Annotated in this window: 23 protein-coding genes; 20 read left to right on the top strand and 3 right to left on the bottom strand. The window is 49.9% G+C overall.

Annotated elements, in window-relative coordinates:
* Positions 1 to 103 precede the first annotated feature (103 nt).
* Positions 104 to 430, bottom strand: coding sequence for a hypothetical protein (locus EKM71_RS02100; RefSeq protein WP_125573012.1), 327 nt, complete (start codon positions 428 to 430; stop codon positions 104 to 106).
* A gap of 265 nt (positions 431 to 695) precedes the next feature.
* On the opposite strand from EKM71_RS02100, the gene gmk reads away from it, so the two are divergent.
* The 11 genes from gmk to EKM71_RS02045 all read left to right on the top strand — a co-directional run bounded on the left by gmk (position 696) and on the right by EKM71_RS02045 (position 12,707).
* Positions 696 to 1,310, top strand: a complete 615-nt coding sequence (gene gmk / locus EKM71_RS02095; RefSeq protein WP_057877920.1) for a guanylate kinase — start codon at positions 696 to 698, stop codon at positions 1,308 to 1,310.
* 3 nt (positions 1,311 to 1,313) lie between these two features.
* A complete protein-coding gene (gene rpoZ, locus EKM71_RS02090; RefSeq protein WP_020089007.1) occupies positions 1,314 to 1,529 on the top strand; it encodes a DNA-directed RNA polymerase subunit omega in 216 nt (71 codons plus the stop codon).
* A 95-nt stretch (positions 1,530 to 1,624) separates the two neighbouring features.
* The gene (gene coaBC / locus EKM71_RS02085; RefSeq protein ID WP_125573011.1) at positions 1,625 to 2,836 is read left to right on the top strand and encodes a bifunctional phosphopantothenoylcysteine decarboxylase/phosphopantothenate--cysteine ligase CoaBC; all 1,212 of its coding nucleotides are present in this window, start codon (positions 1,625 to 1,627) and stop codon (positions 2,834 to 2,836) included.
* Between the two features lie 10 nt (positions 2,837 to 2,846).
* Positions 2,847 to 5,264, top strand: a complete 2,418-nt coding sequence (gene priA / locus EKM71_RS02080) for a primosomal protein N' (RefSeq protein ID WP_125573010.1) — start codon at positions 2,847 to 2,849, stop codon at positions 5,262 to 5,264.
* A gap of 50 nt (positions 5,265 to 5,314) precedes the next feature.
* Positions 5,315 to 6,259, top strand: a complete 945-nt coding sequence (gene fmt / locus EKM71_RS02075) for a methionyl-tRNA formyltransferase (RefSeq protein WP_125573009.1) — start codon at positions 5,315 to 5,317, stop codon at positions 6,257 to 6,259.
* On the top strand, positions 6,259 to 7,602 hold the full coding sequence (gene rsmB / locus EKM71_RS02070) for a 16S rRNA (cytosine(967)-C(5))-methyltransferase RsmB (protein WP_125573008.1): 1,344 nt from the start codon (positions 6,259 to 6,261) through the stop codon (positions 7,600 to 7,602). Before fmt ends, rsmB begins: the two co-directional genes overlap by 1 nt.
* A 12-nt stretch (positions 7,603 to 7,614) precedes the next feature.
* A complete protein-coding gene (locus EKM71_RS02065; RefSeq protein ID WP_125573007.1) occupies positions 7,615 to 8,358 on the top strand; it encodes a Stp1/IreP family PP2C-type Ser/Thr phosphatase in 744 nt (247 codons plus the stop codon).
* On the top strand, positions 8,358 to 10,382 hold the full coding sequence (pknB, locus tag EKM71_RS02060) for a Stk1 family PASTA domain-containing Ser/Thr kinase (protein WP_125573006.1): 2,025 nt from the start codon (positions 8,358 to 8,360) through the stop codon (positions 10,380 to 10,382). Before EKM71_RS02065 ends, pknB begins: the two co-directional genes overlap by 1 nt.
* 85 nt (positions 10,383 to 10,467) lie before the next feature.
* Positions 10,468 to 11,364 carry a ribosome small subunit-dependent GTPase A gene (rsgA, locus tag EKM71_RS02055; RefSeq protein WP_125573005.1) on the top strand — a complete coding sequence of 299 codons (897 nt, stop codon included), beginning with the start codon at positions 10,468 to 10,470 and terminating at the stop codon, positions 11,362 to 11,364.
* Positions 11,365 to 11,376: 12 nt separating this feature from the next.
* Entirely contained in the window at positions 11,377 to 12,030 is a 654-nt protein-coding gene (gene rpe, locus EKM71_RS02050; RefSeq protein ID WP_125573004.1) for a ribulose-phosphate 3-epimerase, read from the top strand.
* Positions 12,030 to 12,707 carry a thiamine diphosphokinase gene (locus tag EKM71_RS02045; protein ID WP_125573003.1) on the top strand — a complete coding sequence of 226 codons (678 nt, stop codon included), beginning with the start codon at positions 12,030 to 12,032 and terminating at the stop codon, positions 12,705 to 12,707. The genes rpe and EKM71_RS02045 overlap by 1 nt, the downstream gene beginning before the upstream one ends.
* Before the next feature lie 133 nt (positions 12,708 to 12,840).
* On the opposite strand, the gene rpmB is transcribed toward EKM71_RS02045, so the two are convergent.
* On the bottom strand, positions 12,841 to 13,026 hold the full coding sequence (gene rpmB / locus EKM71_RS02040) for a 50S ribosomal protein L28 (protein ID WP_057879201.1): 186 nt from the start codon (positions 13,024 to 13,026) through the stop codon (positions 12,841 to 12,843).
* A gap of 241 nt (positions 13,027 to 13,267) precedes the next feature.
* Here rpmB and EKM71_RS02035 point away from each other — a divergent pair, with 241 nt between their 5' ends.
* From EKM71_RS02035 to ftsY, 8 genes are all read left to right on the top strand, one after another.
* Positions 13,268 to 13,630 carry an Asp23/Gls24 family envelope stress response protein gene (locus EKM71_RS02035; protein WP_057879200.1) on the top strand — a complete coding sequence of 121 codons (363 nt, stop codon included), beginning with the start codon at positions 13,268 to 13,270 and terminating at the stop codon, positions 13,628 to 13,630.
* 32 nt (positions 13,631 to 13,662) lie between these two features.
* Positions 13,663 to 15,351 carry a DAK2 domain-containing protein gene (locus EKM71_RS02030; protein ID WP_125573002.1) on the top strand — a complete coding sequence of 563 codons (1,689 nt, stop codon included), beginning with the start codon at positions 13,663 to 13,665 and terminating at the stop codon, positions 15,349 to 15,351.
* A 71-nt stretch (positions 15,352 to 15,422) separates the two neighbouring features.
* Positions 15,423 to 17,456 carry an ATP-dependent DNA helicase RecG gene (gene recG / locus EKM71_RS02025; protein ID WP_125573001.1) on the top strand — a complete coding sequence of 678 codons (2,034 nt, stop codon included), beginning with the start codon at positions 15,423 to 15,425 and terminating at the stop codon, positions 17,454 to 17,456.
* Positions 17,457 to 17,471: 15 nt separating this feature from the next.
* Entirely contained in the window at positions 17,472 to 18,506 is a 1,035-nt protein-coding gene (gene plsX / locus EKM71_RS02020) for a phosphate acyltransferase PlsX (RefSeq protein ID WP_125573000.1), read from the top strand.
* 78 nt (positions 18,507 to 18,584) lie between these two features.
* A complete protein-coding gene (gene acpP / locus EKM71_RS02015; RefSeq protein ID WP_057879196.1) occupies positions 18,585 to 18,836 on the top strand; it encodes an acyl carrier protein in 252 nt (83 codons plus the stop codon).
* Positions 18,837 to 18,941: 105 nt separating this feature from the next.
* Positions 18,942 to 19,637: a ribonuclease III gene (gene rnc, locus EKM71_RS02010; protein WP_125572999.1), complete on the top strand. Its 696-nt coding sequence runs from the start codon at positions 18,942 to 18,944 to the stop codon at positions 19,635 to 19,637.
* 12 nt (positions 19,638 to 19,649) lie between these two features.
* Positions 19,650 to 23,204, top strand: coding sequence for a chromosome segregation protein SMC (gene smc, locus EKM71_RS02005; RefSeq protein ID WP_125572998.1), 3,555 nt, complete (start codon positions 19,650 to 19,652; stop codon positions 23,202 to 23,204).
* A complete protein-coding gene (gene ftsY, locus EKM71_RS02000; RefSeq protein WP_125572997.1) occupies positions 23,204 to 24,673 on the top strand; it encodes a signal recognition particle-docking protein FtsY in 1,470 nt (489 codons plus the stop codon). The genes smc and ftsY overlap by 1 nt, the downstream gene beginning before the upstream one ends.
* 54 nt (positions 24,674 to 24,727) lie before the next feature.
* On the opposite strand, the gene EKM71_RS01995 is transcribed toward ftsY, so the two are convergent.
* Positions 24,728 to 24,919: a hypothetical protein gene (locus EKM71_RS01995; RefSeq protein ID WP_125572996.1), complete on the bottom strand. Its 192-nt coding sequence runs from the start codon at positions 24,917 to 24,919 to the stop codon at positions 24,728 to 24,730.
* A 229-nt stretch (positions 24,920 to 25,148) separates the two neighbouring features.
* On the opposite strand from EKM71_RS01995, the gene EKM71_RS01990 reads away from it, so the two are divergent.
* Positions 25,149 to 25,490 carry a putative DNA-binding protein gene (locus EKM71_RS01990; protein WP_057879191.1) on the top strand — a complete coding sequence of 114 codons (342 nt, stop codon included), beginning with the start codon at positions 25,149 to 25,151 and terminating at the stop codon, positions 25,488 to 25,490.

Raw genomic sequence — 25,490 nt, 5'->3', positions numbered from 1 at the left:
TAGTTCTAGGCATAATAAAGTCCCCTCAAAGTTAACAGATGAATTATACTTTTTCATCTGTCAACCTTAAGGGGACTATAGCAGGTCTAGGGGACGTTATTTTTTAAAATCGTTGGATTGAACGCAAGAGTCTGGGGGCGACGATTGTCGTTAACCGATGGTCTTGCTTCAAGACGAGGTGACCAGCGGTGTCTTCTTTCAAATGACCCATAGCCACTGCGGGGGCAATGTCTGGGTTTGAACTCTTAAACTGTAAGCGAACAAAGTAGTGTCGGTCTAGTGCCTGACGAATAAAATAGGTCAGTTGCGATTCTGGCATCTGTGCGTCAACGACTTGTCCCTGAATAATGGGACGGGAACTAAATAATTCTTTGTATGCAGTGGCAACCCGATCGGATAGGGCTACGCGATTAAGATTTAAGTTTTGCATGCTGGTCACCTCGAACGTTTGTTTGTATCTTTATTATACGAACATACGTTTGAAAAGGCAAGAGTTTTTTATCGAGGGTTCGAAATTACCAATGATCCGGACTTTTTCTGGTTTTTCGGGTGGGATTCAACCTATTTGAGGGTAAATAGTGGTAATATAGTTACCTATAGATTAATAGCAGAGACTGCCGGTGTTGTGAGGGTCATACCAACTCGGCGGTGACCGGCGCTTAAATAAATTTTTTGGATGAAGGGATTTTTAAACAATGGCTAAACGTGGAATGCTTATTGTGCTCTCGGGGCCTTCCGGGGTTGGTAAGGGAACCGTGCGCAAGGCGCTTTTCGAAACTGGCGCAACCGATTTTTCATATTCGATTTCAATGACGACTCGGCAACCTCGTGAGGGGGAAGTCAATGGTGTCGATTATTACTTTGTTTCTAAAGAAGAGTTTGAGGAAAATATTCGAACCGGTCAGATGCTGGAATATGCCAAGTATGTTGACAACTACTATGGAACCCCGTTAAAATATGTTAATGAGACCCTTGATCAAGGTAAGGATGTCTTTTTGGAAATTGAAGTCAACGGTGCCATGCAGGTTCGGGCAAATTGTCCCGATGCCGTCTTTGTGTTTCTGACACCGCCAGACTTGATGGAATTAAAGCACCGCTTGATTGGTCGGGGAACTGACGCCATGGACGTTATTAATAAACGGATCAAGAAGGCCGTTGGTGAAATTCAAATGATGCGCAACTATGACTATGCCGTGGTGAACGACGAAGTCAACAAAGCGGTTGAGCGGATTCAAATGATTATTCGCAGTGAACGGTTACGGGTAACCCGGGTCATGCCGGATTACGAACAAATGATTGGAGACGAATAGAAGATGCTACTTTATCCCTCAGTTGATGACTTATTAGCACAAGTTGATTCACGTTATTCATTGATCATGTTGGCTAGCAAGCGGGCCCACGAGTTGGACGCCGGTGCCAAGCCACTCTTGACCGATTACAAGTCGCCTAAGACCATTGGTCGTGCCCTGGAAGAAATTGCTGCTGGCGCACTAATGATTGATCCGGACGAAAAGGATTTGAACGCCTAACGCGGGCATTTCAGGAAAGACCAGGTTGCCATTGGGTGATCTGGCTTTTTTTATCACGAAAGCTAAGCAATTGCTGTTAAATTGGGAGGGCTACTATGTTTGAAGGAAAACACGTGACACTAACGGTGAGCGGAAGTGTGGCTGCCTATAAGGCCGCTATCTTAGCTCGAGACTTACAACGACTTGGTGCAACTGTTCGCGTTGTTTTAACGGCTGCGGCTGCCAAATTCGTGACGCCAGCAACCTTTGCTGCATTAACCAAGCAACCGGTGCTGACCGATAATCAGTGGTGGCGAACGGACGGTCAAATTCCTCACATCGAATTGGCTGACTGGACAGACTTGGCCATTGCTGCACCGGCCTCAGCTAACCTTATGGCCCAATTAGCCAATGGGTTAGCCGATGATATTGCCAGTGCAACTTGGCTGGCGACAGCTGCCCCTAAGGTAATCGTACCAGCCATGAATACACACATGTGGCAGGCTTCAGCCACTCAACGCAACCGGCAGACCTTGATTGCCGATGGTGTGACAGTGCTGGCCCCGGCGACAGGTGCCTTGGCCGAAGGGTATCGGGGAATGGGTCGTTTTCTAGAACCCGACGAGATTATCCGTCAACTTCAAGAATCGCCACTTTTTGGGCAACAACCCTTGCAAGGCAAGTCTGTGATTGTGACCGCCGGGGGGACCCGTGAACGGCTCGATCCCGTCCGTTTTTTGACCAATGATTCTTCTGGCAAAATGGGATATGCCGTGGCCGCTGCTGCGCAACAAGCAGGGGCCAAGGTCACCCTGATCACAGCGCCAACGCGGTTGACGCCGCCAGGCGGCGTGACGGTCGTGTCCATTCAGAGTACCAGTGATCTCGCCCAGGCGGTTTTAGAACATTTTCCACAAGCCGATGCACTCGTCATGGCCGCCGCAGTAGCTGATTTCCAGCCCTTAGACGTAGCTGACCAGAAGATTAAGAAGAGCGTCGATAATGACGAGCTGGTTTTAAAATTAAGAAAGACCCCAGATATTCTGGCGGAGGTGGCGAAGATAAAGCAACCGCACCAGGTGACCGTGGGGTTTGCTGCGGAGACACAGAACTTGTTAGCTAATGCGCAACACAAATTACACAGCAAGTCGCTAGACCTCCTGGCAGCCAATGATGTCTCACGGACTGACATTGGATTCAACAGTGATGACAATCAGGTTACTTTTATTGGGGCCAATGGTGAGGAAATTCAGACACCGAAGACCAGTAAGGCGCGGATTGCAACGCTAATAGTTGATCAATTAGCAAAAATCTTAGCAATGAAATGAGGTGACAACCATGGCCCAAATTGGCCAAATTTTAGTAGATGTGCCCACGATGCAGACAAATGATCCCTACTCCTATGCGATCCCTACAGAGTTAGAGCATCAGGTTCAAGTGGGGATGCGGGTGATTGTGCCATTTGGCCGTGGTCATCGTTTGGTAGATGGTGTGGTCGTGGGACTCAGTGATGTCACTAACTTTGACGGTCAGTTAAAGCCGATTGAAACGGTGCTCGACCTGGCCCCGGTTCTCAATAGTGAATTACGCCAATTGGCGGATTGGCTGGCAACGACGACCTACGCTTTTCGGATTACTTGTATTCAAACGATGTTACCTAACCTACTCAAGACACAACCCAAGCGGCAGGTGTGGCCAACGACCACGCTTAGTGACGCTGAAATGGCGACCTACTTTCCAGAGGGTGCGCCAAGAGACTTTGATGCGACCAAGCTTGATGAACAGACAGTGGCTGGCCTACTCAAGCTCCAGCGAGCGGGCAAGGTCGAGGTGGTCTACCAGGTGAAGAATCAAGCCGCCGCGAAGACGACGACTGGGATTACCCCGGCATTGCCACCAACTAAATTAAACGAGATTCGTGAGGCCGTCAGTCAACGGGCCCCAAAGCAGGCAGATCTCTTGGCCTACCTTGCACAAATGCCGGCTGATAAGGTCATTGCCCAGAGTGAGGCTCGGAAACAAGCTAACGTGAGTGCAGCGGTCATGACGACTGCCGCCGAGAAGGGGTGGTTGACGCGATCGACGTTGGAGGTTTATCGTGATCCGTTCCATCAACCGGTCACACCGACGAAACCACTGCATTTGAACGCGGAGCAGCAAGTGGCGGTCAGTGCGATTACCACCGCCATAGACGAGCAACAAGCTGAGAATTTCTTGGTTGAAGGGGTTACCGGGAGTGGGAAGACTGAGGTTTACCTGCAAAGTATTGCTATTGCCCTGGAACAGGGAAGGACGGCTCTCATGTTAGTCCCTGAAATTGCCCTGACGCCTCAGATGGTCAATCGGGTGAAAGCACGATTCGGTCAACGAGTGGCGGTCCTGCACAGTGGCTTGTCTAAGGGAGAACAGTACGACGAATGGCGGCGGATCGATCGTGGCGAGGCAACGGTGGTTGTCGGGGCCCGGTCCGCAGTCTTCGCACCCGTGGAAAATCTCGGAATTATCATCATGGATGAGGAACACGAAAGTAGTTACAAACAGGATGAAAATCCACGCTATCACGCCCGTGACGTGGCGTTGTGGCGTGGAGAGTTCAATCATTGCCCAGTAGTGCTGGGAAGTGCCACCCCGTCCCTAGAGACGCGTGCGCGAGCTGCCAAGGGCCTTTACACCCGTTTAGTGTTGCCCAAGCGAGCAAAGGCTCAGGCTATGCCTACTGTTCACGTGGTTGACATGCGAGAACAGATGAAAATACAAGGAGACAGTGATTTCTCAGAACCCTTAATGACGGCCATTAAGGAACGTTTGGATCGCCACGAACAGATTGTCTTGATGCTGAATCGACGCGGTTATTCGTCATTTGTCATGTGTCGGGATTGTGGGTTCGTGTTGAAATGTCCCAATTGTGATATTTCACTGACGCTACACATGGATACGCATAGCATGAAATGTCACTACTGTGGGCATGAAGAGGCGATTCCTCATGTTTGTCCCAACTGTCATAGCAAGAAGATTCGTTATTATGGGACCGGGACACAGAAGGTGCAACAGGCTTTAGAACAACGGTTACCCGATGCAAAGATCTTGCGCATGGACGTGGATTCTACCCGGCGAAAAGGGGCTCACGAGCGTCTGCTTCGTCAATTTGGTGAACACAAGGCTGATATCTTACTGGGAACCCAAATGATTGCCAAGGGTCTGGATTTTCCCAATGTGACGCTGGTGGGCGTTTTGAACGCTGATACGGCGCTAGGTTTACCAGACTTTCGGGCGAGTGAACGGACCTTCCAACTGCTGACGCAGGTCAGTGGTCGGGCTGGTCGGGCGAGCAAGCCCGGTGAGGTGTACATCCAGACATTTAATCCGGATCATTATGCCATTCAGTTGGCGCAGAAGCAGGATTACGAACGGTTCTTCGTGACCGAGATGCATATGCGGCACCAAGGAAGCTACCCGCCATATTATTTTGCGGTACAGTTGACAGCGAGTCATGAGGAAGAAGCGGTAGCAGCTAAAGCAATGTTTCAGATTGTTGAGGCTTTAAAACAGGGCCTCAGTCCCCAAGCTATTATCCTGGGACCCACGCCCAAGGCGATTGCACGGGTCAAGCGGAAGTATTATTATCAAGTTGTGATTAAATATAAACACGAGCCAAAATTACGGGCAGTGCTCGAACAAATTCGTCAGGCAGCTCAGGCGCCAGCAAGGCGCGGGCTGACCGTGACGATTGATTCTGAACCAATGTCCTTTATGTAGGCAATTAAGTCAACTAAATTTAAACTTAACTATGGAAAGTATGGTGTCCAATGACTTCAGTTATTTTTATGGGAACGCCGCAGTTTTCTGCGCCGATCCTGAGTAGTTTGATCGACCATGACTACGATGTTCTGGCCGTGGTGACACAGCCAGACCGTCGTGTCGGTCGGAAGCATGTTTTAACAGCGTCACCCGTCAAGCAAGTGGCCGTGGAACACGATATCGAGGTTTTACAGCCTGAGAAGATTTCCGGGAGCCCTGAGATGGCTAGAGCCATTGAATTAGCCCCAGACCTGATTGTGACGGCAGCCTTTGGTCAATTTCTGCCAACTAAGCTGCTGAAAGCGGCTAAGGTGGCGGCGATTAATGTCCATGCCTCATTGTTGCCCAAGTACCGTGGTGGGGCCCCCGTACACTATGCCATCATGAATGGTGACAAGGAGACTGGGGTTTCTATTATGTACATGGAAAAGAAGATGGATGCCGGGGATGTCATCGCACAAGAAGCTATACCGATCACGGACCAAGACGATGTGGGAAGCATGTTTGACAAGCTGAGTCTGTTGGGTCGCGACCTCTTACTGGCCACTTTACCTAAGCTTTTGGCGAATGAAATTACGCCAGTACCTCAAGACGAGAGCCTGGTAACCTTTTCGCCGACAATTAAGCCGGAAGAAGAACGCGTGGCTATTACGCTGAGTGCTCACCTAATCGACTGCAAGGTTCGCGCATTGCGGCCATTTCCAACGGCACACGTCTATCTCAATGGTGTGCGGACCAAGTTGTGGCAGGTTAAAGTACTTGATCAGACGACGGATCTCAAGCCCGGCCAATTGGTGAGTCACGACAAGCATCACTTGGCTATTGCGACCGGGGAACACGGCGTTCTCGCAATCGAGACGCTCCAACCGGCCGGTAAACCAAAATTAAGTATTACCGATTTTCTAAACGGAACTCAAGATGCCCTTAATGTGGGCGAACAGGTGGTTGAATAATGACGAGAAATGTAACGCCTAGAGCGTTAGCGGTTGAAGCACTGACCCGAGTTGCCAATGGGGCATACTCAAACCTACAATTGGAACAGACCTTAAGCAGTCACAACCTAAGTGATGTTGATCGACGTTTCGTAACCAACTTGGTTTATGGAACCATTCAACATCAGCTAACGTTGGAATACTATTTGGAAGGTTTCGTAAAGCCCAATCAAAAGGTATTACCCTGGGTTAAGATGACTTTGTTAGTGGCCCTTTATCAGGAAATTTATCTGGACCGGGTGCCTAAACGCGCCATCTTTAACGAAGCCATTCAGTTGGCCAAGGATCGGGGCCATGAAGGAATCCGTCGTTTTGTGACCGGTGTCTTGCATGCCATGGATCGTCAAGGCTTACCCGACATCTCTAAAATTAAGGATCCGTTGAAGCGTCTCAGTATTACCTATTCTGTGCCGGAATGGCTGATTACAGCACTTCAGGAACAGGTCGGTGAAGAGAAAACGATCAGCATCTTGGAGACCATCAATCAGCCGGCCGCACAATCTGTGCGGGTCAACCCACTGGTGACGACACCGGAAGCCGTTAAGCAGTCTTTGGAATCCGAAGGCTACGAAGTTACCCCAAGTCTTGTCGCTGCTGGTGCCTTTCGTTTAGACGATCATCCAGCGAGCGAGAGCCGCGTTTTTGAAGACGGTAAGGTGACGATTCAAGACGAGAGTGCCATGTTACCCGTCGAAGCCTTACAAGTCCGTCCTGGTGACCAAGTTTTAGATGCTTGTGCCGCACCGGGGGGGAAGACAACGCAGATTGCGGCCTTACTTGATCCCCATTCTGGTGGTAAAGTGACGGCTTTGGATCTTCATGAAAAGAAGATCCAGGTTATCGAACGTAACGCCGAGCGGATGCACGTGGCCGATCGCGTTGACGCTATGGCCTTAGATGCTCGCAAGGTAGACGACAAGTTCAAGGACGGCAAGTTTGATCGAATCTTAGTCGACGCGCCATGTTCCGGATTGGGATTAATTCGTCGGAAGCCTGAAATTCGTTACGAAAAGACACCACAAGATATTCATCAACTTCAAAAAGTACAGTTAGGAATTTTGGATGCCGTGGTACCTAAGCTCAAGGCTGACGGGATTCTGGTCTACAGTACCTGCACCATTTTAAAGACAGAAAATAACGAAGTTGCTGAGAAGTTCTTGGCAGAACACCCTGACTTCGAAGCCCTTCGTGTAACCACTAAATTAAACCTTAAGGATGACCGAACGACGGATACCTTGGCAATTTACCCTGATGACTACGATTCAGATGGGTTCTTCGTCAGTGCCTTTCGTCGTAAGAAGTAGGGGGTGACGGTCATGGAAGTGGCCTATCGAACATCAATTGGAAAGCAGCGGGTTGACAACGAAGATTACGTAGATGTCTTCACGAATCAGGCCAAGCAACACTTGGCCATCATTGCCGATGGTATCGGGGGTAATCAGGGTGGTGACGTGGCCAGTGCCATGGCAGTTTCCCACCTGGGTCATGAGTTTGAACAGACCAAGTTGCCGACCTCGGCGGCGGCACGTCAGTGGATTACCACCGAAATAACTGCTGAAAATCAATCGATCATTGATAAATCGAATCAGTTTGCCGATCTCAATGGGATGGGAACCACGTTGGTGGCCGCGCTCTACTATGACGAAGAGGTCGTCATTGCTAGTATTGGAGATTCTCGGGCCTACCTGCTACGGGCCAACCTGTTACGACAACTTACTGAGGACCACTCGCTGGTAAATGAATTGGTCAAGCGCGGTGAAATTAGCCGCCAGGCCGCGCGGCACCACCCCCAAAAGAATGTGATCATTCGTTCATTAGGAATCTCAGACGACGCGCGCTTTGATCTGAATACCTATCCACTAGCCGACGGTGATCAGCTGTTACTCTGTACGGACGGTCTCACCAACATGGTGGATGATGATCGGATTCAAGAAGTATTGCTTAGTGACCGAACAGTGACCGAAAAGTGTGACCGATTGATTGAACTGGCCAACGACGCCGGGGGATTGGATAACATTACCGTCCTCTTGATGGTGAAGTCGGCTGGGGAGGTGAGCTGATGCGTGCGGGATATACGCTTAACGGTCGCTACCGCATCGTCCGTGCCCTGGGCGAAGGTGGGATGGCCAACGTTTACCTGGCTCACGATCTGATCCTAGATCGTGATGTGTCAGTCAAATTACTTCGGCTGGATCTACGCGATGATCCGAGTACTATTCGGCGGTTCCAGCGTGAAGCCCTAGCGGCGACGGAGCTGGTTCAGGAAAACATCGTCCAAGTCTATGATGTCGGTGAAGAGAATGGTATGCAGTACCTGGTCATGGAGTACGTCGAAGGGACTGATCTGAAAGCCTACATCAAGGATCACTTCCCGATTCCCTACCAAGAAGTCATTCAGATTATGGCGCAAATTCTCAGTGCCGTGAAGACGGCCCACGACCACGACATCATTCATCGTGATCTGAAACCCCAAAATATTCTGATTGACCATCAGCAGGTGGCCAAAATTACGGATTTTGGGATTGCAGTGGCTTTGTCAGAACACAGTCTGACCCAGACCAATACCGTTCTGGGCTCCGTCCATTACCTGTCACCCGAACAAGCTCGTGGGGGGATGGCAACGAAGCAGTCCGATATTTATTCGCTCGGGATTATTCTTTATGAGATGTTGACCGGTACCGTTCCCTTTGAAGGGGAAACAGCGGTGTCGATTGCCTTAAAACATTATCAAGCAGAGATTCCGTCTGTCCGAGATATCGATCCCCGGATTCCCCAAGCCTTGGAGAACGTCGTGTTACAAGCGACGGCCAAGCGACCTGCGGACCGATATAGTGATGTTGAAAGCATGGCCGATGACTTAAAGACGGCGTTATCACCAACCCGTGCGGATGAAGCACGGTTTATTCCGGAAAACAATGACAATGGTGAGACTAAGGTCCTGCCGATCAGTGCTTTGAAGGAAATGCCGATTCCCCATGTTGTTGTGACGCCGGAAGCGGCGAAGGCTGCGGCCAAGACCGATGATGCGGCGGAAACGGAAACAGAGCCGAAGAAGAAACGCTTGAAGTATAAAGATCGCCATCCGCGACGACGAAAATTCATGTTGGCAGGCGGAACGATCTTCCTGCTGATTGTGGGGATCCTGATTGGGATGGCCCTCTTCCGGCCGAAGATGACTAACGTGCCTAATGTGATTGGCCAACGGGAATCCTTGGCGAGACAGGCACTGGTGTCTTCACATTTAAAGGTTGGTCAGGTCCGAAAGACCACGAGTTCTAAGGTGAAAGCCAATCGGGTTGCGCGGACGGAACCACGGTCAGGGACACAACTCAAGGAAAATACGGTGGTGGACCTCTGGGTCAGCACCGGCCCGCGTCGCGTGAAATTAGCGGATTATCAGGGAGATGCCTATGCCAGCACCGCGGCTAAGCTTGAGGCAATGGGATTCACGGTTCACCGTGAATCCGTGCACTCGACGAGTGTGCCATCCGGCCGAATCATTCAACAAAGCGTGGTTGCGGGGAAACGGGTTGTGCCGTCCAAGACGGACCTGACCTTTACCGTATCCACGGGATCGGAAACGGTCACGCTGGCTGATCTGACGAACAAGACAAAGGCACAAGCACAACGCTATGCCACAGATCACAACTTGAATCTGGCCTTTCAATACGCCTATTCCAACGATGTCACTAAGGGAAAGGTGATTCGTCAGTCTCCTGGTGAAGGGGCTGTGGTTCAAGAGGGTGACGAGATCACTTTGACCTTATCGCGGGGCGAACAGAGCGACAGTAGTTCGGACACCGATGAATTCAACGTGAACGTCAAGATTCCTTTTGATGACGGCAACAGTGACAACACTAGCGACGATAGTGGCGCATCGACAAGTCCAAATAAGAGTAACTTGATTCAGATTTACTTAAAGGATCAAGATCACTCGCTCAGTGCCATCTACAAGCAGATGACGATTACCGCGGATACTTCGGTCACCTTACCGTTTACCGTAGCATCGGGCAAGGCAGGGGCCTATAAGGTCGTTCGCGATGGTCATGTCATTGCGTCGGATAGTCATGTGACGAAAAATTAATAAAAAACCTGCATTTACGGCTCAGTTCTTTTATAATAAAAGAGAACTGAGCTTTTTGAATGATCAGAAACAAAGGAGGTGCTGCATGTCAGAGGGACAGATTCGCCAGTCATTGAGCGGTTTTTATGACGTGTTTAGTGACGGGAAGATGTATCGAACCCGGGCACGGGGGAATTTTCGCAAGCGGCGCATCACGCCGCTCGTGGGAGATCGTGTGCAGTTTGAGAGCTCGACACCAAAAGAAGGTTACATTCTCGAGATTCTCCCAAGAACCAATGCCCTGACTCGGCCACCCGTGGCCAATATCGATCAGGGGATCGTGGTCACGGCAGTGGCAGCGCCAGAGTTTTCAACGAACCTGCTGGACCGGCAACTGATCGCACTAGAAATCAGTGGTATTAAACCAGTCATCGTCTTCACGAAGACCGATTTGATTGATGACGACCGTTACCAGATGTTTGAAGCCTTGGCAGCGGGCTATCGTCAGATCGGCTATCCGGTCGTTCTGACCCGCGAACCATTCTCAGCCGATGGCTTGGACCAGGTCAAGGCGACTTTGGCTGACCAGGAAACGGTTATTATGGGGCAAACAGGGGCGGGAAAGTCCACGTTGCTGAATCACATTGCGCCCGATCTCGAATTGGCAACTGGCGAGATTTCCACGGCGTTAAACCGTGGGAAGCATACGACTCGGAAGGTGAGTTTGATGCCGATCGCTGGTGGGCTGGTAGCCGATACCCCTGGATTTTCGTCATATGACACACTGACCATCGATTACCGAGATCTGGGGCATTACTTCCCAGAATTCTTGGCGGTGGCCAACCAGTGTCGTTTCCGAGGCTGTGTGCACCTGAACGAGCCAGGGTGTGCCGTCAAGGAAGGGGTTGCGAGTGGCGACTTGATGCAGAGTCGTTACGACAACTACCTTCAGTTACTCACGTTGTTAAAGAATCAAAAACCAATTTATAATAAAAAGAAATGAGGAAGATAATTTATGATTAAAGTAGCGCCATCAATCCTGAGTGCGGATTACGTCAATTTACAACGGGACATCGAAATGTTAGATAATGCCGGTGCCGAAGTCTTACATATCGACATCATGGACGGGGCCTTCGTTCCAGCACTGTCTTATGGTCCAGGTTGGGTTAAGGCAATTCGCCCAATTACCAAGATGGTCTTAGACGTTCACATGATGGTACAAAACCCAGAACGCTACATTGACGACTTCGCCAAGGCCGGCGCCGACATCATCGGTGTTCACGTTGAAGCAACGCCACACATTCACCGGGCTTTACAAATGATTCAAAACGCTGGTGTGACGCCAGAAGTTGTCATCAACCCTGGGACCCCAGTGGCTGCTATCGAACCTGTCTTGGGCATGGTTGGCCAAGTTTTGGTCATGACTGTTAACCCTGGTTTCGGTGGTCAGAAGTTCTTACACAGCACTGTTGAAAAGATTGCCCAATTGGAAGCTATTAAGAAGGAAAAGGGATATACATTCGATATCGAAGTCGACGGTGGGGTTAACAATGAAACGGTTGTTGATTGTGCCAAGGCTGGTGCCACGGTTGCCGTTGCAGGGTCATATGTCTTCAACGCCGAAGACCCGGCATCCCGTGTCCAAGCCTTAAAGGACGCCACAAAATAATGCCACGTGGGGGAACTTTCAATCTCCTCGTGGGTGGTCCTAAGGCCAATTGGCCGGAAGACCTCAGCACGCGGAACATTGCGGGCCCCTGGATTGGCGTTGATCGAGGGACCTTACGCTTAATTGATCTGAACATTCAGCCCGTGGCGGCGGTGGGGGATTTCGATTCCTTGCAGGCACCCGAACTGCAGCGAGTCCGGCGTAATGTCAAGGACATTCGGCAGTCACAACCGGAGAAGGATTATACGGATACTCAACTTGCAGTGACCGTGGCCCTAAACGATTATGGCGCGGAAAAAATTGACATTTATGGGGCAACGGGCGGTCGTCTCGACCACTTCTTGGCCAACCTATTTCTGGTGCTTCAACCAGAGTACAAGGCCTACGCTCAACGGATTCGATTGATTGATCGGCAGAATACGATTGCCTTTTATTTGCCGGGTCACTATACGGTGACTAAGGAACCCGATAAGAATTACCTGGCGTTTATTCCTTTGACGCCGATCGACCACTTGAGTTTAACGAATGAAAAATATCAGCTCCACAACGAACCCATTCCTTATCCGATCTCTTTTGCTAGCAACGAATTTGTTGGTGAGACCGGGGAATTTCAGTTCGATACGGGTCTGCTCTGTGTGATTCAAAGCTGCGATACCTTCGAGGCTCGGCACGAGTAGTGACTGTATGAAAAAGGCGTCTGACTACCACGAAGTCATTGTAGTGGTAGTCAGACGCCTTTTTAAGTTACAAAAAAATGAGGAGACCCGGCAAACCGGAACTCCTCATTTTTTTGTTTAACCGTATCTATCACTAGACGCGGGTTACTTTACCTGATTTTAAAGTCCGAGCGGAAACCCAAACTCGTTTTGGCTTACCGTCCACTAAGATGCGAACCTTTTGTAAGTTCGGCTTCCAAGCGCGACGACTTGAGTTCAAGGCGTGGGAACGCTTGTTACCAAAACGTGTCCGCTTGCCGTTAAGAAAATCCTTTGCCATGGCGTAAAACCCTCCTTTGTGGATTCATTCATTACTTTTTTTAAAAAGCAGTGCATTTTGCTCACCTGACTAATTTACCATAATCTTTTCTAGAACGCAATGGTTTCTTTCAAGCAAATCTACTTGACACTTATTTGCCGCCGTCATGAGGTTTTGGGAGTTCCTATTTCTATTTTTGGCGCTGTTGTGGTAAGATTAATCTCTGTTAAGATTGACTATCTAGAATAAGGAGGCTATTTCCATGGCCGTAAAGATTAAGACTCAGTACGGAACAATTGATATTACCAATGAAGTGATTGCGACCGTTGTTGGGGGTGCCGCGACTGATAACTATGGTGTCGTGGGTATGGCAAGTAAGAATCAGATTCGTGATAACGTGAATGATATCTTACGACGGGAGAATTATGCCCGCGGCGTCGTTGTTCGTCAGGAAGAAAATGGCGTGGCAATCGACGTTTACGTGATTGTGAGCTACGGAACCAAGATTTCCGAAGTCTCACGGAACGTCCAATCTAAAGTAAAATATAACCTAGAAACGATGCTGGGGGTTTCCGCAAACTCAGTAAACGTGATTGTACAAGGGGTGCGGGTGTTGGCTGACTAGCCAGACGTACTGAAATCAAGGAGGATACTTAGTTGAAAGTAACAGAAATTACTAATCTTGAGTTTGGTAAGATGGTCCAAGCCGCCTCGCAAAAGCTAAACCAAAACGCTGATTTTATTAACTCACTGAATGTTTTCCCCGTTCCTGATGGGGACACTGGGACCAACATGAGCCTGTCACTGCAAAGTGGTGCCAAGTACGAACGAGATGCTGACAGCACGGCTGTGGGTGTCTTGGCTGTGGCCTTGGCCAAGGGCCTGTTGATGGGTGCCCGGGGGAACTCTGGGGTTATTCTGTCACAGATCTTCCGAGGATTTTCTCGGAAATTAGCTGATGAACAAACGTTGACGGCCCAAGACTTAGCTGATGGCTTTGCTGCGGGTGCAGAAACGGCTTATAAGGCCGTCATGAAGCCAACCGAAGGAACAATTCTAACGGTGGTTCGTGAGGGCGCACAGGCCGGTTTAAATGCCGCTAAGGGCAGCGATGATGTCTTGGTTGTAATGGATGCCGTTTACGAGGCCGCTAAGGCTGCTTTGGCAACAACACCAGACCTATTGCCGGTTCTGAAACAAGTCGGTGTTGTGGATTCCGGTGGTCAAGGGTTAACCTTTGTGCTCGAAGCCTTTAATGACTCCCTGAATGGCCGCGTTGCCGAAGAGGGCGACTATAAGCCAGATGATGCTGAAATGGATGAAATGATTGACGCTGCTCACCATCAGAGCGTGCAGGGCAAGCTCGATCCCAATAGCATCAAGTATGGGTACTGTACTGAAATCATGGTACGAATTGGTCGTGGGAAGCAAGTTCAACACGATTTCGATTACGATACCTTCTACAAGTATCTTGCAGGCTTAGGGGATTCCTTGTTAGTCGTTAACGATGAGGAAATTGTGAAGGTCCATGTGCATACTGAACACCCTGGTAAGGTTATTGCCTGGGGGCAAGAGTTCGGTGACTTGGCTAAGGTCAAGGTCGACAACATGCGGATGCAACAAGAAACTATCATGGAACATGATGACCATCCAGCCGAAGCAGAAGCCATGCCAGCCGAAAGTGAAGCGACTGATACGGCCATCATTGCTATCGCTGCTGGTGACGGTCTCGCCAAGCTCTTTAAGAGCCTGGGTGTGACTTACGTTGTTAACGGGGGTCAAACGATGAACCCAAGTACGCAGGACATCGTCGACGCCGTGAACCAATGCAAGGCCAAACGCGCTATCGTTTTGCCTAACAATAAGAATATTTTCCTGGCAGCAGAACAGGCTGCTAAGGTCACGGATGTCCCAACGGTTATTGTGCATTCAACGACGGTTTCTCAAGGAATGACGGCAATGCTGGGCTACAATCCAGATGCTGATCTCGAAGATAACCAAGCTGCGATGGAAGAAAATCTGGCCGCGGTTAAGAGTGGTCAAGTGACCCATGCCATTCGTGATACTGAGCTGGACGGCTTTGATATCAAGGAAGGTAACTTCATGGGAATCGTCGACGGTACCATTAAGGTTACCGATGCCGATCTTTTGAAGACTGCCGAAGAAACCGTTCAAGCTATGCTTGACGATGACAGCGAAATTGTGACAATTATTTACGGTGCCGATACGACCGAAGCTGTAGCTCAGGAGCTACAAACGGCCATTGAAGGCATGGATGACGAATTAGAGACAGAAATTCACGCGGGGGGCCAACCAGTCTATCCGTTCTTAATTTCCGTTGAATAGCCGATTGATGGCAGGAAGATTGGGCTAGTTGGTCCAATCTTTTTTCAATTTTAAGAGAGGAGGTGCTGGGTGTGACGAGTTTAAGTGATCCGATCAGTGAGTTGGCGGGTGTCGGCCCCAAACGGGCACAGGCGTTGCGATCATTGGCTATTGAGAATGTGAATGATCTGCTGACCTATTTTCCGTTTCGTTATGAGGACCTGCAAGCCAAAGATCCCACGGAGTTGACGGACCAAGCTAAGGTGACATTAAAGGGGACGGTCGCGGCCGCCCCAGTGATCTCACGTTTTGGTCGGCGCAAGACGCGACTGACCTTTCGTCTATTGCTTGATGAGCACACGATAATCCCAGTAACCTTCTTTAACCAGCCGTGGCTTAAGGACAAGTTGGAGGTTGGCAAGGAACTTGCCGTCTATGGTCGGTTCGATGCCAAGCGTCAGAGCCTTTCCGGAATGAAGATTATTGCGAGTGCCGATAGTGGTATGGGATCGATCTATCCAGCCAACAAGGAAGTTCGCCAGGGAACCATTCAGAAGCTTGTGGAGAGTGCCTTTGAGACGTATGCGCCGGTGATTGTGGATCTGATTCCGGAACCTTTACGTGATGAATACCGGTTGCTCCATCGTCGCGAGATGATTCATGACATGCACTTTCCCAAGAGTGATCGAGCGGCTCAGGCGGCACGACGAACGGCTAAATTTGAGGAGTTTTATCTGTTTGAAGTCCGCCTTCAGGTGGTCAAACAGCAGGACCATACCTTACATGGACAAGCCCTAACGTATGATCTACCACAGCTCAAGGACTTTATTGCGGCCTTGCCCTATGAATTGACGAATGCCCAGAAGCGAGTGGTCAACGAGATCTGTTACGACTTGAAACGGCCGATTCACATGAATCGACTGCTACAAGGGGATGTTGGTAGTGGGAAAACAGTGGTGGCGGCAATTGCCATGTACGCTGCGATTACTGCCGGTGTTCAAGCAGCATTGATGGCTCCAACGGAAATTTTGGCGGAGCAGCATGCCAACAACTTGGCAAAACTTTTTGCCGATTTTCCAGTCAACGTGGCACTATTAACTGGAGCCACTAAGCCAGCCGCACGCAAGACACTGCTACCACAGATTGCGAAAGGAACCGTGAACCTAATTGTTGGGACCCACGCGTTGATCCAACCCGAGGTCGACTATGCTGATCTTGGTCTGGCAGTCATTGATGAGCAACATCGTTTCGGGGTTAATCAACGTCAGGCATTACGTGAGAAGGGCCAACAGCCCGATGTGCTAGCCATGACGGCTACCCCAATTCCACGGACACTGGCAATTACCGCTTACGGTGAAATGGATGTCTCGGTGATTAACGAGCTCCCCGCCGGTCGGCAACCAATCAAAACCAGTTGGATTCGAAGCAACCAGGTGGACGCGACATTGCGTGAGGTCAAGGCTGAGTTAAGCACTGGCTCTCAGGCTTACGTGGTGACGCCACTGATTGAGGAATCCGAGGCCGTTGACATGAAGAATGCTGAGGCCATTTATGAACGTTTTAAGGAACAGTTCGAGCCCACTTATCGGGTTGGATTGCTTCACGGACGCATGAAGAATGAGGAAAAGAATGCCGTTATGGACGCATTTAAAAATAATGAGTTCCAAGTTCTGGTGGCAACGACCGTGATTGAAGTTGGGGTGGACGTGCCCAATGCCACAATTATGATGATTTATGATGCCGATCACTTTGGGTTGGCCCAGTTACATCAGTTACGTGGCCGGGTTGGTCGAGGCAAGAAGGCCTCGGCCTGCATCCTCATTGCAGATCCGAAGAACGAACTCGCTGTGGAGCGAATGACAACGATGACCAGTACCAATGATGGTTTCGTTTTATCGCAAAAGGATTTGGAATTACGAGGCCCAGGTGATATTCTGGGTAAAAAGCAGTCTGGTGTTCCCGACTTCAAAGTTGGCGACCCGGTGGCGGATCTGAATATCTTAAGCGTTGCTCAGCAAGCAGCCAAAGAGACGGTGGCCTCACCGAATTGGGCGGACAAGGATGCTAATCTCGCTTTAGCGGCTTTTCTCAGCACGACGGCCCATCAGAACACCACCATGGATTAGATAAGGAGACGAATCATGAAAATTGCCGTTGACGCAATGGGAGGCGACTACGCCCCCGCCGAAATTATTAAGGGAATTGAACAGGCTCGAGATGCCTATTCGGACATTGAATTTTTAGTGTTTGGTCAGGAAGACAAGGTTAAACCACTAATTCAAACTGACACACGAATTACCCTGATTCCAGCCAGTGAGGTCATTACAATGGCGGACGAACCCGTTCGAGCCATTCGCCGTAAGAAGCAATCGAGTATCGTACTCGCGGCGACGGCGGTTAAAGAGGGTCAGGCAGACGCCTTTTTCTCCGCCGGAAATTCCGGAGCCGTTTTGGCTGCTGGACTCCTGATTGTCGGTCGGATCAAGGGAATTGACCGCCCTGGTTTGACGACAACACTTCCAGTTTTACGGAAGCCCGATCAGTCGAACTTTGTCATGTTAGACGTCGGTGCTAATGCCGACACTAAGCCGTTTAATGTCGTACAATATGCGGTCATGGGCCAGTACTACGCGCAGTCTGTGATGCATGTTGACCATCCCCGGGTTGGCCTCTTGAATAATGGGACCGAAGCCGATAAGGGTGATAAGGCCCATCAGGCGATTTACCAGGCGCTGAGTGGGATTGAAGACTTGAACTTCATTGGGAATGTGGAGTCACGTGATCTTTTAAACGGGGCAGCCGACGTGGTTGTGACCGATGGCTTTACTGGAAACGCGACACTTAAGGCCATTGAAGGAACCGCGCTGTCGATGCTTAAGCTAATCAAGGGTGAAATCATGAGTGGCGGTATTGGTGGCAAGATCGGGGCCAGCATGTTGAAACCCGTCTTCAAGAATGTTCAGCAGGCCATGGATTACTCTCAATATGGAGGCGCTGTGTTGCTTGGTTTAAAGGCGCCTGTTGTTAAAACGCACGGGTCCAGTAAGGCCGCGACGGTCAAGAACACTATCGGCCAAATTCACGAGCTGATTCAGACTCATAGCGCGGAACAGCTGGTCAGCTATTTCGACCAACATACCGATGAAATGGCGGCCTTAAAGGAATCGCTTAAGTAGTCACCCATTAATTTGCTAGACAAGGCCCGTTAAAACGGTTAGACTACTTATTGAATACTGTGAGCGAGGGAGTAAACTATGACAAGAACAGAAATTTTTGATCAGGTTGCAGACATTATTGCCGACCATTTTGAGGTCGAACGCGATCAGATTAACGAACAGTTAAATTTTAAGCAAGACTTAGATGCAGATTCCATTGATTTTGTGGAATTTGTCCTAGAATTGGAAGACACTTTTGGGTCTGAAATTTCTGACGAGGACGCCGAGAAATTAAATACGATCGGTGAAGTGGTGGATTACATCGTTGCCCATCAAGCAGAACAAAAATAATGATTGAGCGAGTCCGGGCCGCAACTTTTCGTCCCGGGCTTTTTCAATCTCATGCCCCTAAAAAGGCATGAGCGGATCAAGTAACAAAGAAATGAGGGGTCACACGTGATTGCGGGATTAAATCAAGAGTTACAGGATAATTTTGGGATTCATTTTAAGGACCAATCCTTATTAGATGAGGCCTTCACCCAGGCGTCATACGTGAATGAACATCCTAATCAAGGGTTAAAATTTTACGAACGAATTGAATTTTTAGGGGATGCTGTGATGCAGTTGGTCGTTTCCAACTATATCTTCCGGCGTTATCCGAAGATGCCTCAAGGTCGGTTGACTCGGCTGCGGGCGGCTATGGTTAACGAACAGAGCTTTGCTAGTTTTGCGCGCGAATGTCATTTCGACCAATATATTCGTTTGGGGCGTGGTGAAGAAAAGGCACAGGCACGGCACCGGGATTCACTCTTGTGTGACATTTTTGAGTCCTTCATTGGGGCGCTCTACATGGATCAAGGGCTTGAAGCTGTTGTCCCATTTGTAACGAAGGTGGTCTTCCCTAAGCTTGACGAGGGCCGATTCGATGAATTCTTCGATCACAAGACCGAACTTCAAGAATTGGTTCAGAAAAATGGTTCGGTGACGATTGACTACCGGTTATTAGACGAAAAGGGACCAGACAACGATCGGGCCTTTAAGGTTGCCGTTTATGTTAACGACAAGCTCTTGGGCGAAGGTCATGGCCATTCCAAAAAGCATGCCGAACAGAATGCGGCACGCCATGCCTTGGAGAATTTGAAAAAAGAGTAAGGATGACTAACGATGCGGCTAAAGACATTAGAAATTAGCGGGTTCAAGTCCTTTGCGGATAAGACCCGAATTGAATTTTTGCCGGGAATGACCGGCATCGTCGGTCCTAACGGTAGTGGAAAGAGCAACATTTCGGAAGCCGTACGGTGGGTTTTGGGGGAACAATCCGCTAAGAGTCTGCGAGGGAGTAAGATGCCCGATGTGATCTTTGCAGGATCTGCCGATCGGCACCCATTGAATCGAGCGGCAGTGGCGATCACGTTGGATAACAGCGACCACTATTTGAAGAGTGATTACACGGAATTGACGTTAAGTCGGGTTCTGTATCGCTCTGGGGAAAGTGACTATCAAATCAACGGACAGAGTTGCCGTCTCCGGGATATTACGGAACTCCTAATGGATTCTGGCATGGGCCAGGATTCCTTTTCGATCATCTCTCAAGGTCGTGTCGAAGCAATTTTCAACAGCAAACCGGAGGATCGCCGCAACATTATTGAAGAGGTAGCGGGGGTCTACAAATACCGTAAGCATAAGGAAAAAGCGCAGCGGGAACTTGAAGAGACCATGACATATCTTCACCGAGTGGAAGACATTATTGCTGAATTAGAGGGCCGCCTAGAGCCATTGGAACGACAGAGTAGCCTGGCTCAAGATTATCTCGATCAGCAAAAGAAGTTTTCACAATTGGAGAAAACTCAGTTGGTGCGCCAGCTTCACACGGAGCTAGATCAGAAGGGGACCGTGGATAATGCGGTTACTGCTAAAAAACAACAGGTAGCCGATCATCAAGCCGCTGAGAAACAACAAACGACAATGGTTCAAGACCTCAAACAACGGCAGTCCGACCTGCTGAACGAGAAGGATGACCTGCAGGCCAAATTGGTGACGGCCACGCAGAAGGTCGAACAGTGTCAGGGCCAGGTCAACCTGTCTGGTGAACAGCAACGCCATCAGGCCGAGCAAAAGCAACAGGCTCAAGAACAGGTGGCTCAGCTAAAGCAAGAGATCACGACGACTCAGGAAAAGTTGGCAACGACGCAAGCCCGTTTGACCTCGTTAGAGGCGGAATTGGTGACGTCTAAGGCCGAAATCAAGCAGTTAAGGCAGGCAACCGATCCTAAGACGGTCAGCGATCTTCGCGACCAACTGGAGCAACTCCGGACGACCTACTTCGATCAAAAGCAGGCTGTGGCTAATTGGCGCAATGAACGCCAGTATATTCAACAGAATCAGGAACGACTGCTCCAGAAGGGACAACGTGTGGCACGGCAGCTCACCGACCTTCAAACGGCTGAAAGAGCCGCTCAGGATCAGGTGACGACCATTCAGAAGCAAGCCACCGCGCAACGCCAACAGCTTAATGTGGCTGAACAAGGACTGGATGCCGAGGCTGGGGATTACCAACAGCAGCAACAGCAGTACCAGCAATTACAGCACAACTGGCAGGCAGCGCTCGAGGTCTATCAACGCGCTCAGACCAAGGCCACGAGTCAACAGGCGGCCTCGGCTGAGTATGGTGGTTTTTATCAAGGTGTTCGTGCCATTTTGAAGCACCGTGGCCAATTTCCAGGGCTATTAGGGGCTGTTTCCGAGCTCTTAGAGGTACCGGCACGTTATACGGCCGCCGTGGAATATGCTTTGGGTGGTCAGCTCCAACAAGTCGTGGTTGATTCAGAACAGACGGCGAAGGCTGCCGTAACCTACCTGCGCAATCAGCGGGCAGGTCGTGCCACTTTTCTACCGTTGGCCGCGATTCGCGGCCGTCAGATTGATCACACCACCCGTCAGAATTTAGCGACGCTCAGTGGTTTTCTAGGAGTTGGGAGTGATCTGGTTAAGATTGACTCACGAGCCCAGGGAATCCTGGCGTACTTATTGGGGACGACGATCTTTGCCGCCAATTTGGATGCTGCGGTAACCATTAGCCAGCAAATTCATCATCGTTATCGGGTGGTGAGCCTGGCTGGAGATGTGGTTAGTGCTAGTGGGGCCATTACCGGGGGGCAATCTCGGCAAAACCACAACAGTGTGTTGCGTCAACAACAAGACTTACAGCAGCTACAAGCGTCGATCACGACGATGAAAAAGCAATTAGCACAACAAGAAGGTAAAATTAAGGATGCCAGAGAAGCCCTGCTAGCCAGTGAGCAACGGAGTCAACGTTTCCAAGCGAGTATCACCGACTTACAACCTAAGTGTCGTCAATTGGATGACCAATTAGCGGGGGCCAAGACGGCGCTGGAACAAGCCAGTCGCCAGGTTAAGGCGGCTCAGTTGGACATTGATCAAGCGAAGAATGCAGGGGATGATCAGCAGGATGCCCACTTAGCCGAACAGATTCTGACTGGTGAGAAGCAGATTACAGCGACTGAGAAGCAGGTCAAGACGGTCCAGCAGCGAATTAAGATGGTCACTGCCGAACAGGCCACAAATCAGACCGCATTGACCGCTAAGCAGACTTGGCGTGCTGGTGCTTTAGAACGCCAACAGCAGCAGCAATCGAGTTGTGAGGCGTTGGCTGACCAGATTGCCGTGGCCCATGAAAAGTTAGAGACGCTTGATGCAGAGCAGCAACGCTTAGACCAGCAGAAGGCGTTGACACCAGCTGCGGCTAAGAAACAGTTAGCCCAGGCGAAGACCGAGCGTGTCCAGATTGAAACGCAGCTCAAGGCCCTAAATGAGACATTAGCAACGGTTAATGATGAGTTGGAAGCTGCCGAGACAGCCAACCAGCGAACCAGTGGCCTCCTACAACTGGCAAATGATGAATTGCAGAAGGCTCAGGTTCAACAGACTCAGCTGGCCGCTTTAATCGACCAGCAACAGAATCAGTTGTCTGAGAAATACCAACTTAGTCTGGCCGCTGCGGAAACAGACGTGAGTGATCTACCCGATAACGAGTTGGCTGTTCAATTGAAGCTGTTGAAGCGCGGGTTGGATGAGATTGGTCCGGTCAACGTGGGCTCAATTGACGAGTATCAAGAAGTGCGTGAGCGCGACGACTTCTTAACGAAGCAACGTGATGACCTCTTGACGGCCAAGGACCAATTGACGGCCACCATGGATGAACTGGATGGTCAGGTCAAGCGGCGCTTCAAGCACAGCTTCGATCAGATTGCCGCTAAGTTTACCCAGACCTTCCGCCAGATGTTTGGTGGTGGGACGGCGAAATTAGTTTTGACTGAGCCGGATAATCTTCTGACAACGGGAATTGATATCATGGCACAGCCACCCGGCAAGAAGTTCCAGAACATGGGTTTACTTTCCGGGGGTGAACGCGCCTTAACCGCGATTACGCTATTATTCGCAATTTTACAGGTACAACCCGTGCCATTTTGCATTTTAGATGAGGTGGAGGCAGCGTTGGATCCGGCCAACGTGACTCGGTTCGCGCGCTACATCCATCAGTTCCAGGATCAGACTCAGTTCATCGTGATTACCCACCGAAAGGAAACCATGGTACAAGCCGATATCCTTTATGGGGTCACGATGCAAGAGTCCGGCGTTTCCAAAATGGTCGCCGTTGATCTGGACCAAGAAACCACTACGGAAAGGAAGCAATCCTAATGGGATTATTTGATATTTTTCGCCGCCGGGCTAAGCAAGAACCTGCTAGCCAAGCGCCTGAATCCACGGAACCGGCTAGCAGTGAAGCCGAAGTAGCCCCAACCAGTGAGATGTCCGGCAGTGTGGCCTCTAGTGCCGCTGTTGAAGCGAGTGAGGCGAGTGAAGCTAGTCGTTCAGCTGAACGAGCAGTACCAGCGTCAGGAGAAGAATCCGTGGCCAGCAGTGTCGCCCCCGAGACTGAGGAGCGTGCGGCAGATACATCTGAACCTGAGACCGCCGACGTCACGTCGACAGAGCCAGAGTCCGCTAAACCGGTTTCGGACTCTGAAGAAGCCCCTGAAGTTGGCGTTACTTCCGAAGCTGAGTCACCAGTTAAATCAGAGGCCACGGTTGAACCAGAGCCTGCTGTAACTTCTGAGGCAACCTCGGTTGCGGCAGAACCTGTCGAAGAAGCGGCACCTGAAGTGACGGCAACTACAGAACCAACGACTGAACAAGCGGCTCAGCCCGTCAGTGACGAACAACTCTATGACAAAGGTCTGGAAAAGACGCGACATACTTTTGGTGAGCGTCTGAATGCCTTACTCGCGAACTTCCGTCGAGTCGATGAGGGTTTCTTCGACGATTTGGAAGAGACCTTGATCGGGGCCGATGTTGGATTTGACATGGCTGTGAAAATCAGTGATGAACTTCGTGACGAGGTTAAATTACGTCATGCCAAGAAGTCGGCCGATGTGCAGAACGTGGTAGTCGAGAAGCTGGTCGAGATTTACGAGGCCGCTGGCAACAATGAAACGACAGCCATGAACATGGCACCCGAAGGTCCGACTGTTATTCTCTTTGTTGGGGTTAATGGTGTTGGGAAGACGACGACTATTGGGAAAATGGCCAATCGTTATCACCAAGCCGGCAAGAAGGTCTTATTGGCCGCGGCCGACACCTTTAGAGCTGGGGCGACCGAACAACTGAATGTTTGGGCACAACGAGCCGACGTGGATATCGTAAAGGGAAAGCCCCAATCGGATCCAGCCGCGGTAGTCTTCGACGCGGTTCAAAAGGCTAAGCGTGAGGATTATGACATTCTGTTTGTCGATACTGCTGGTCGTTTACAGAATAAGGTTAACCTGATGAATGAATTGGAAAAGATGAAACGCATTATCACGCGTGAAATTCCAGACGCACCGCACGAGGTCTTACTCGTGTTGGATGCAACGACTGGGCAGAACGCCTTAACGCAGGCTAAATTGTTCAAGGCGTCCACCGACGTCACCGGGATCGTTCTTACCAAGTTGGACGGGACTGCTCGTGGGGGGATCGTGCTTGCCATTCGTAATGAACTCCACGTGCCCGTGAAGTTCATTGGATTGGGTGAACAGATTTCGGATCTGCGGCCATTTGACCCGAATGAGTTTGTTTACGGCTTGTTCAAGGGCTTGATTGACGTCAAGGCGCTGGATAAAAAGGCTTAATTGATGGAAACGACCACCCCGGAAAATTGCCGGGATGGTCGTTTTTTCTGCTATTTAATTGGTGTTGTCGGAGTTTTGAAAAAGGGCGATTCCAATTTCGGTCAGCGCAAACGCTAGCAGTAACAGATTTAAAACCAGTCCTAAGGGGTCATGAATCGCGTGTATCGGCCAAAAGACAATGAGGACAACCAGTCCGGCCCAAAAATGACGGCTGGATAAAAAGTGCTTGTTAAAATATAAGTGCATAAGCCCATCTCCCCAAGTGGTGATGCGTTCATCATAATTCAGTTCTGAATTTTTGGGGAAGGTGGACGCTTGTCAAGGCCGGCCAGCAAACTATCCTGTTCGATTATCGTCGGGTATTTTTTGTTTGGCGATGTAGAGATTGGGTTAGTCTGAAACGTGCCGAAAAAATTGACGAAACGGCTAAAAATCGGTATTCTGGTAGAGTGTGACATGAACTGGAGGACCAAGCATGGAGATTGAAAAAAACTATCGTATTAATTCCTTATTTGCGTTCTACCAGCCGCTGTTGACGGTGAAGCAAAACAATTATATGCAACTCTATTACGGAGATGACTACTCCCTAGGAGAAATTGCCGAGGAGTTCAACGTGAGCCGTCAGGCGGTCTATGATAACTTAAGACGTACCGAAAAAATCTTGGAAGATTATGAAAGTAAGTTACATCTCTACCAGGAATTTACCGCGCGCAACCAGCAGGCTGATGAGATTCAGACCTACGTTGCGCAGAACTATCCGCAGGATGCCAAATTAAATCGGTTGGTAGCGGGGCTTGAAAATCTAGAAGAACAATGA

It is taken from the genome of Levilactobacillus huananensis (assembly GCF_003946145.1).
Classification (GTDB): Bacteria; Bacillota; Bacilli; order Lactobacillales; family Lactobacillaceae; genus Levilactobacillus; species Levilactobacillus huananensis.
Note: the sequence above shows the minus strand (reverse complement) of the source record. Positions and strands in the feature narration are given on the sequence as shown.

Coding starts and splice junctions, on each gene's coding strand:
- EKM71_RS02100 (WP_125573012.1), bottom strand. CDS start 430: ATGCAAAACTTAAATCTTAATCGCGTAGCCCTATCCGATCGGGTTGCC.
- gmk (WP_057877920.1), top strand. CDS start 696: ATGGCTAAACGTGGAATGCTTATTGTGCTCTCGGGGCCTTCCGGGGTT.
- rpoZ (WP_020089007.1), top strand. CDS start 1,314: ATGCTACTTTATCCCTCAGTTGATGACTTATTAGCACAAGTTGATTCA.
- coaBC (WP_125573011.1), top strand. CDS start 1,625: ATGTTTGAAGGAAAACACGTGACACTAACGGTGAGCGGAAGTGTGGCT.
- priA (WP_125573010.1), top strand. CDS start 2,847: ATGGCCCAAATTGGCCAAATTTTAGTAGATGTGCCCACGATGCAGACA.
- fmt (WP_125573009.1), top strand. CDS start 5,315: ATGACTTCAGTTATTTTTATGGGAACGCCGCAGTTTTCTGCGCCGATC.
- rsmB (WP_125573008.1), top strand. CDS start 6,259: ATGACGAGAAATGTAACGCCTAGAGCGTTAGCGGTTGAAGCACTGACC.
- EKM71_RS02065 (WP_125573007.1), top strand. CDS start 7,615: ATGGAAGTGGCCTATCGAACATCAATTGGAAAGCAGCGGGTTGACAAC.
- pknB (WP_125573006.1), top strand. CDS start 8,358: ATGCGTGCGGGATATACGCTTAACGGTCGCTACCGCATCGTCCGTGCC.
- rsgA (WP_125573005.1), top strand. CDS start 10,468: ATGTCAGAGGGACAGATTCGCCAGTCATTGAGCGGTTTTTATGACGTG.
- rpe (WP_125573004.1), top strand. CDS start 11,377: ATGATTAAAGTAGCGCCATCAATCCTGAGTGCGGATTACGTCAATTTA.
- EKM71_RS02045 (WP_125573003.1), top strand. CDS start 12,030: ATGCCACGTGGGGGAACTTTCAATCTCCTCGTGGGTGGTCCTAAGGCC.
- rpmB (WP_057879201.1), bottom strand. CDS start 13,026: ATGGCAAAGGATTTTCTTAACGGCAAGCGGACACGTTTTGGTAACAAG.
- EKM71_RS02035 (WP_057879200.1), top strand. CDS start 13,268: ATGGCCGTAAAGATTAAGACTCAGTACGGAACAATTGATATTACCAAT.
- plsX (WP_125573000.1), top strand. CDS start 17,472: ATGAAAATTGCCGTTGACGCAATGGGAGGCGACTACGCCCCCGCCGAA.
- acpP (WP_057879196.1), top strand. CDS start 18,585: ATGACAAGAACAGAAATTTTTGATCAGGTTGCAGACATTATTGCCGAC.
- smc (WP_125572998.1), top strand. CDS start 19,650: ATGCGGCTAAAGACATTAGAAATTAGCGGGTTCAAGTCCTTTGCGGAT.
- ftsY (WP_125572997.1), top strand. CDS start 23,204: ATGGGATTATTTGATATTTTTCGCCGCCGGGCTAAGCAAGAACCTGCT.
- EKM71_RS01995 (WP_125572996.1), bottom strand. CDS start 24,919: ATGCACTTATATTTTAACAAGCACTTTTTATCCAGCCGTCATTTTTGG.
- EKM71_RS01990 (WP_057879191.1), top strand. CDS start 25,149: ATGGAGATTGAAAAAAACTATCGTATTAATTCCTTATTTGCGTTCTAC.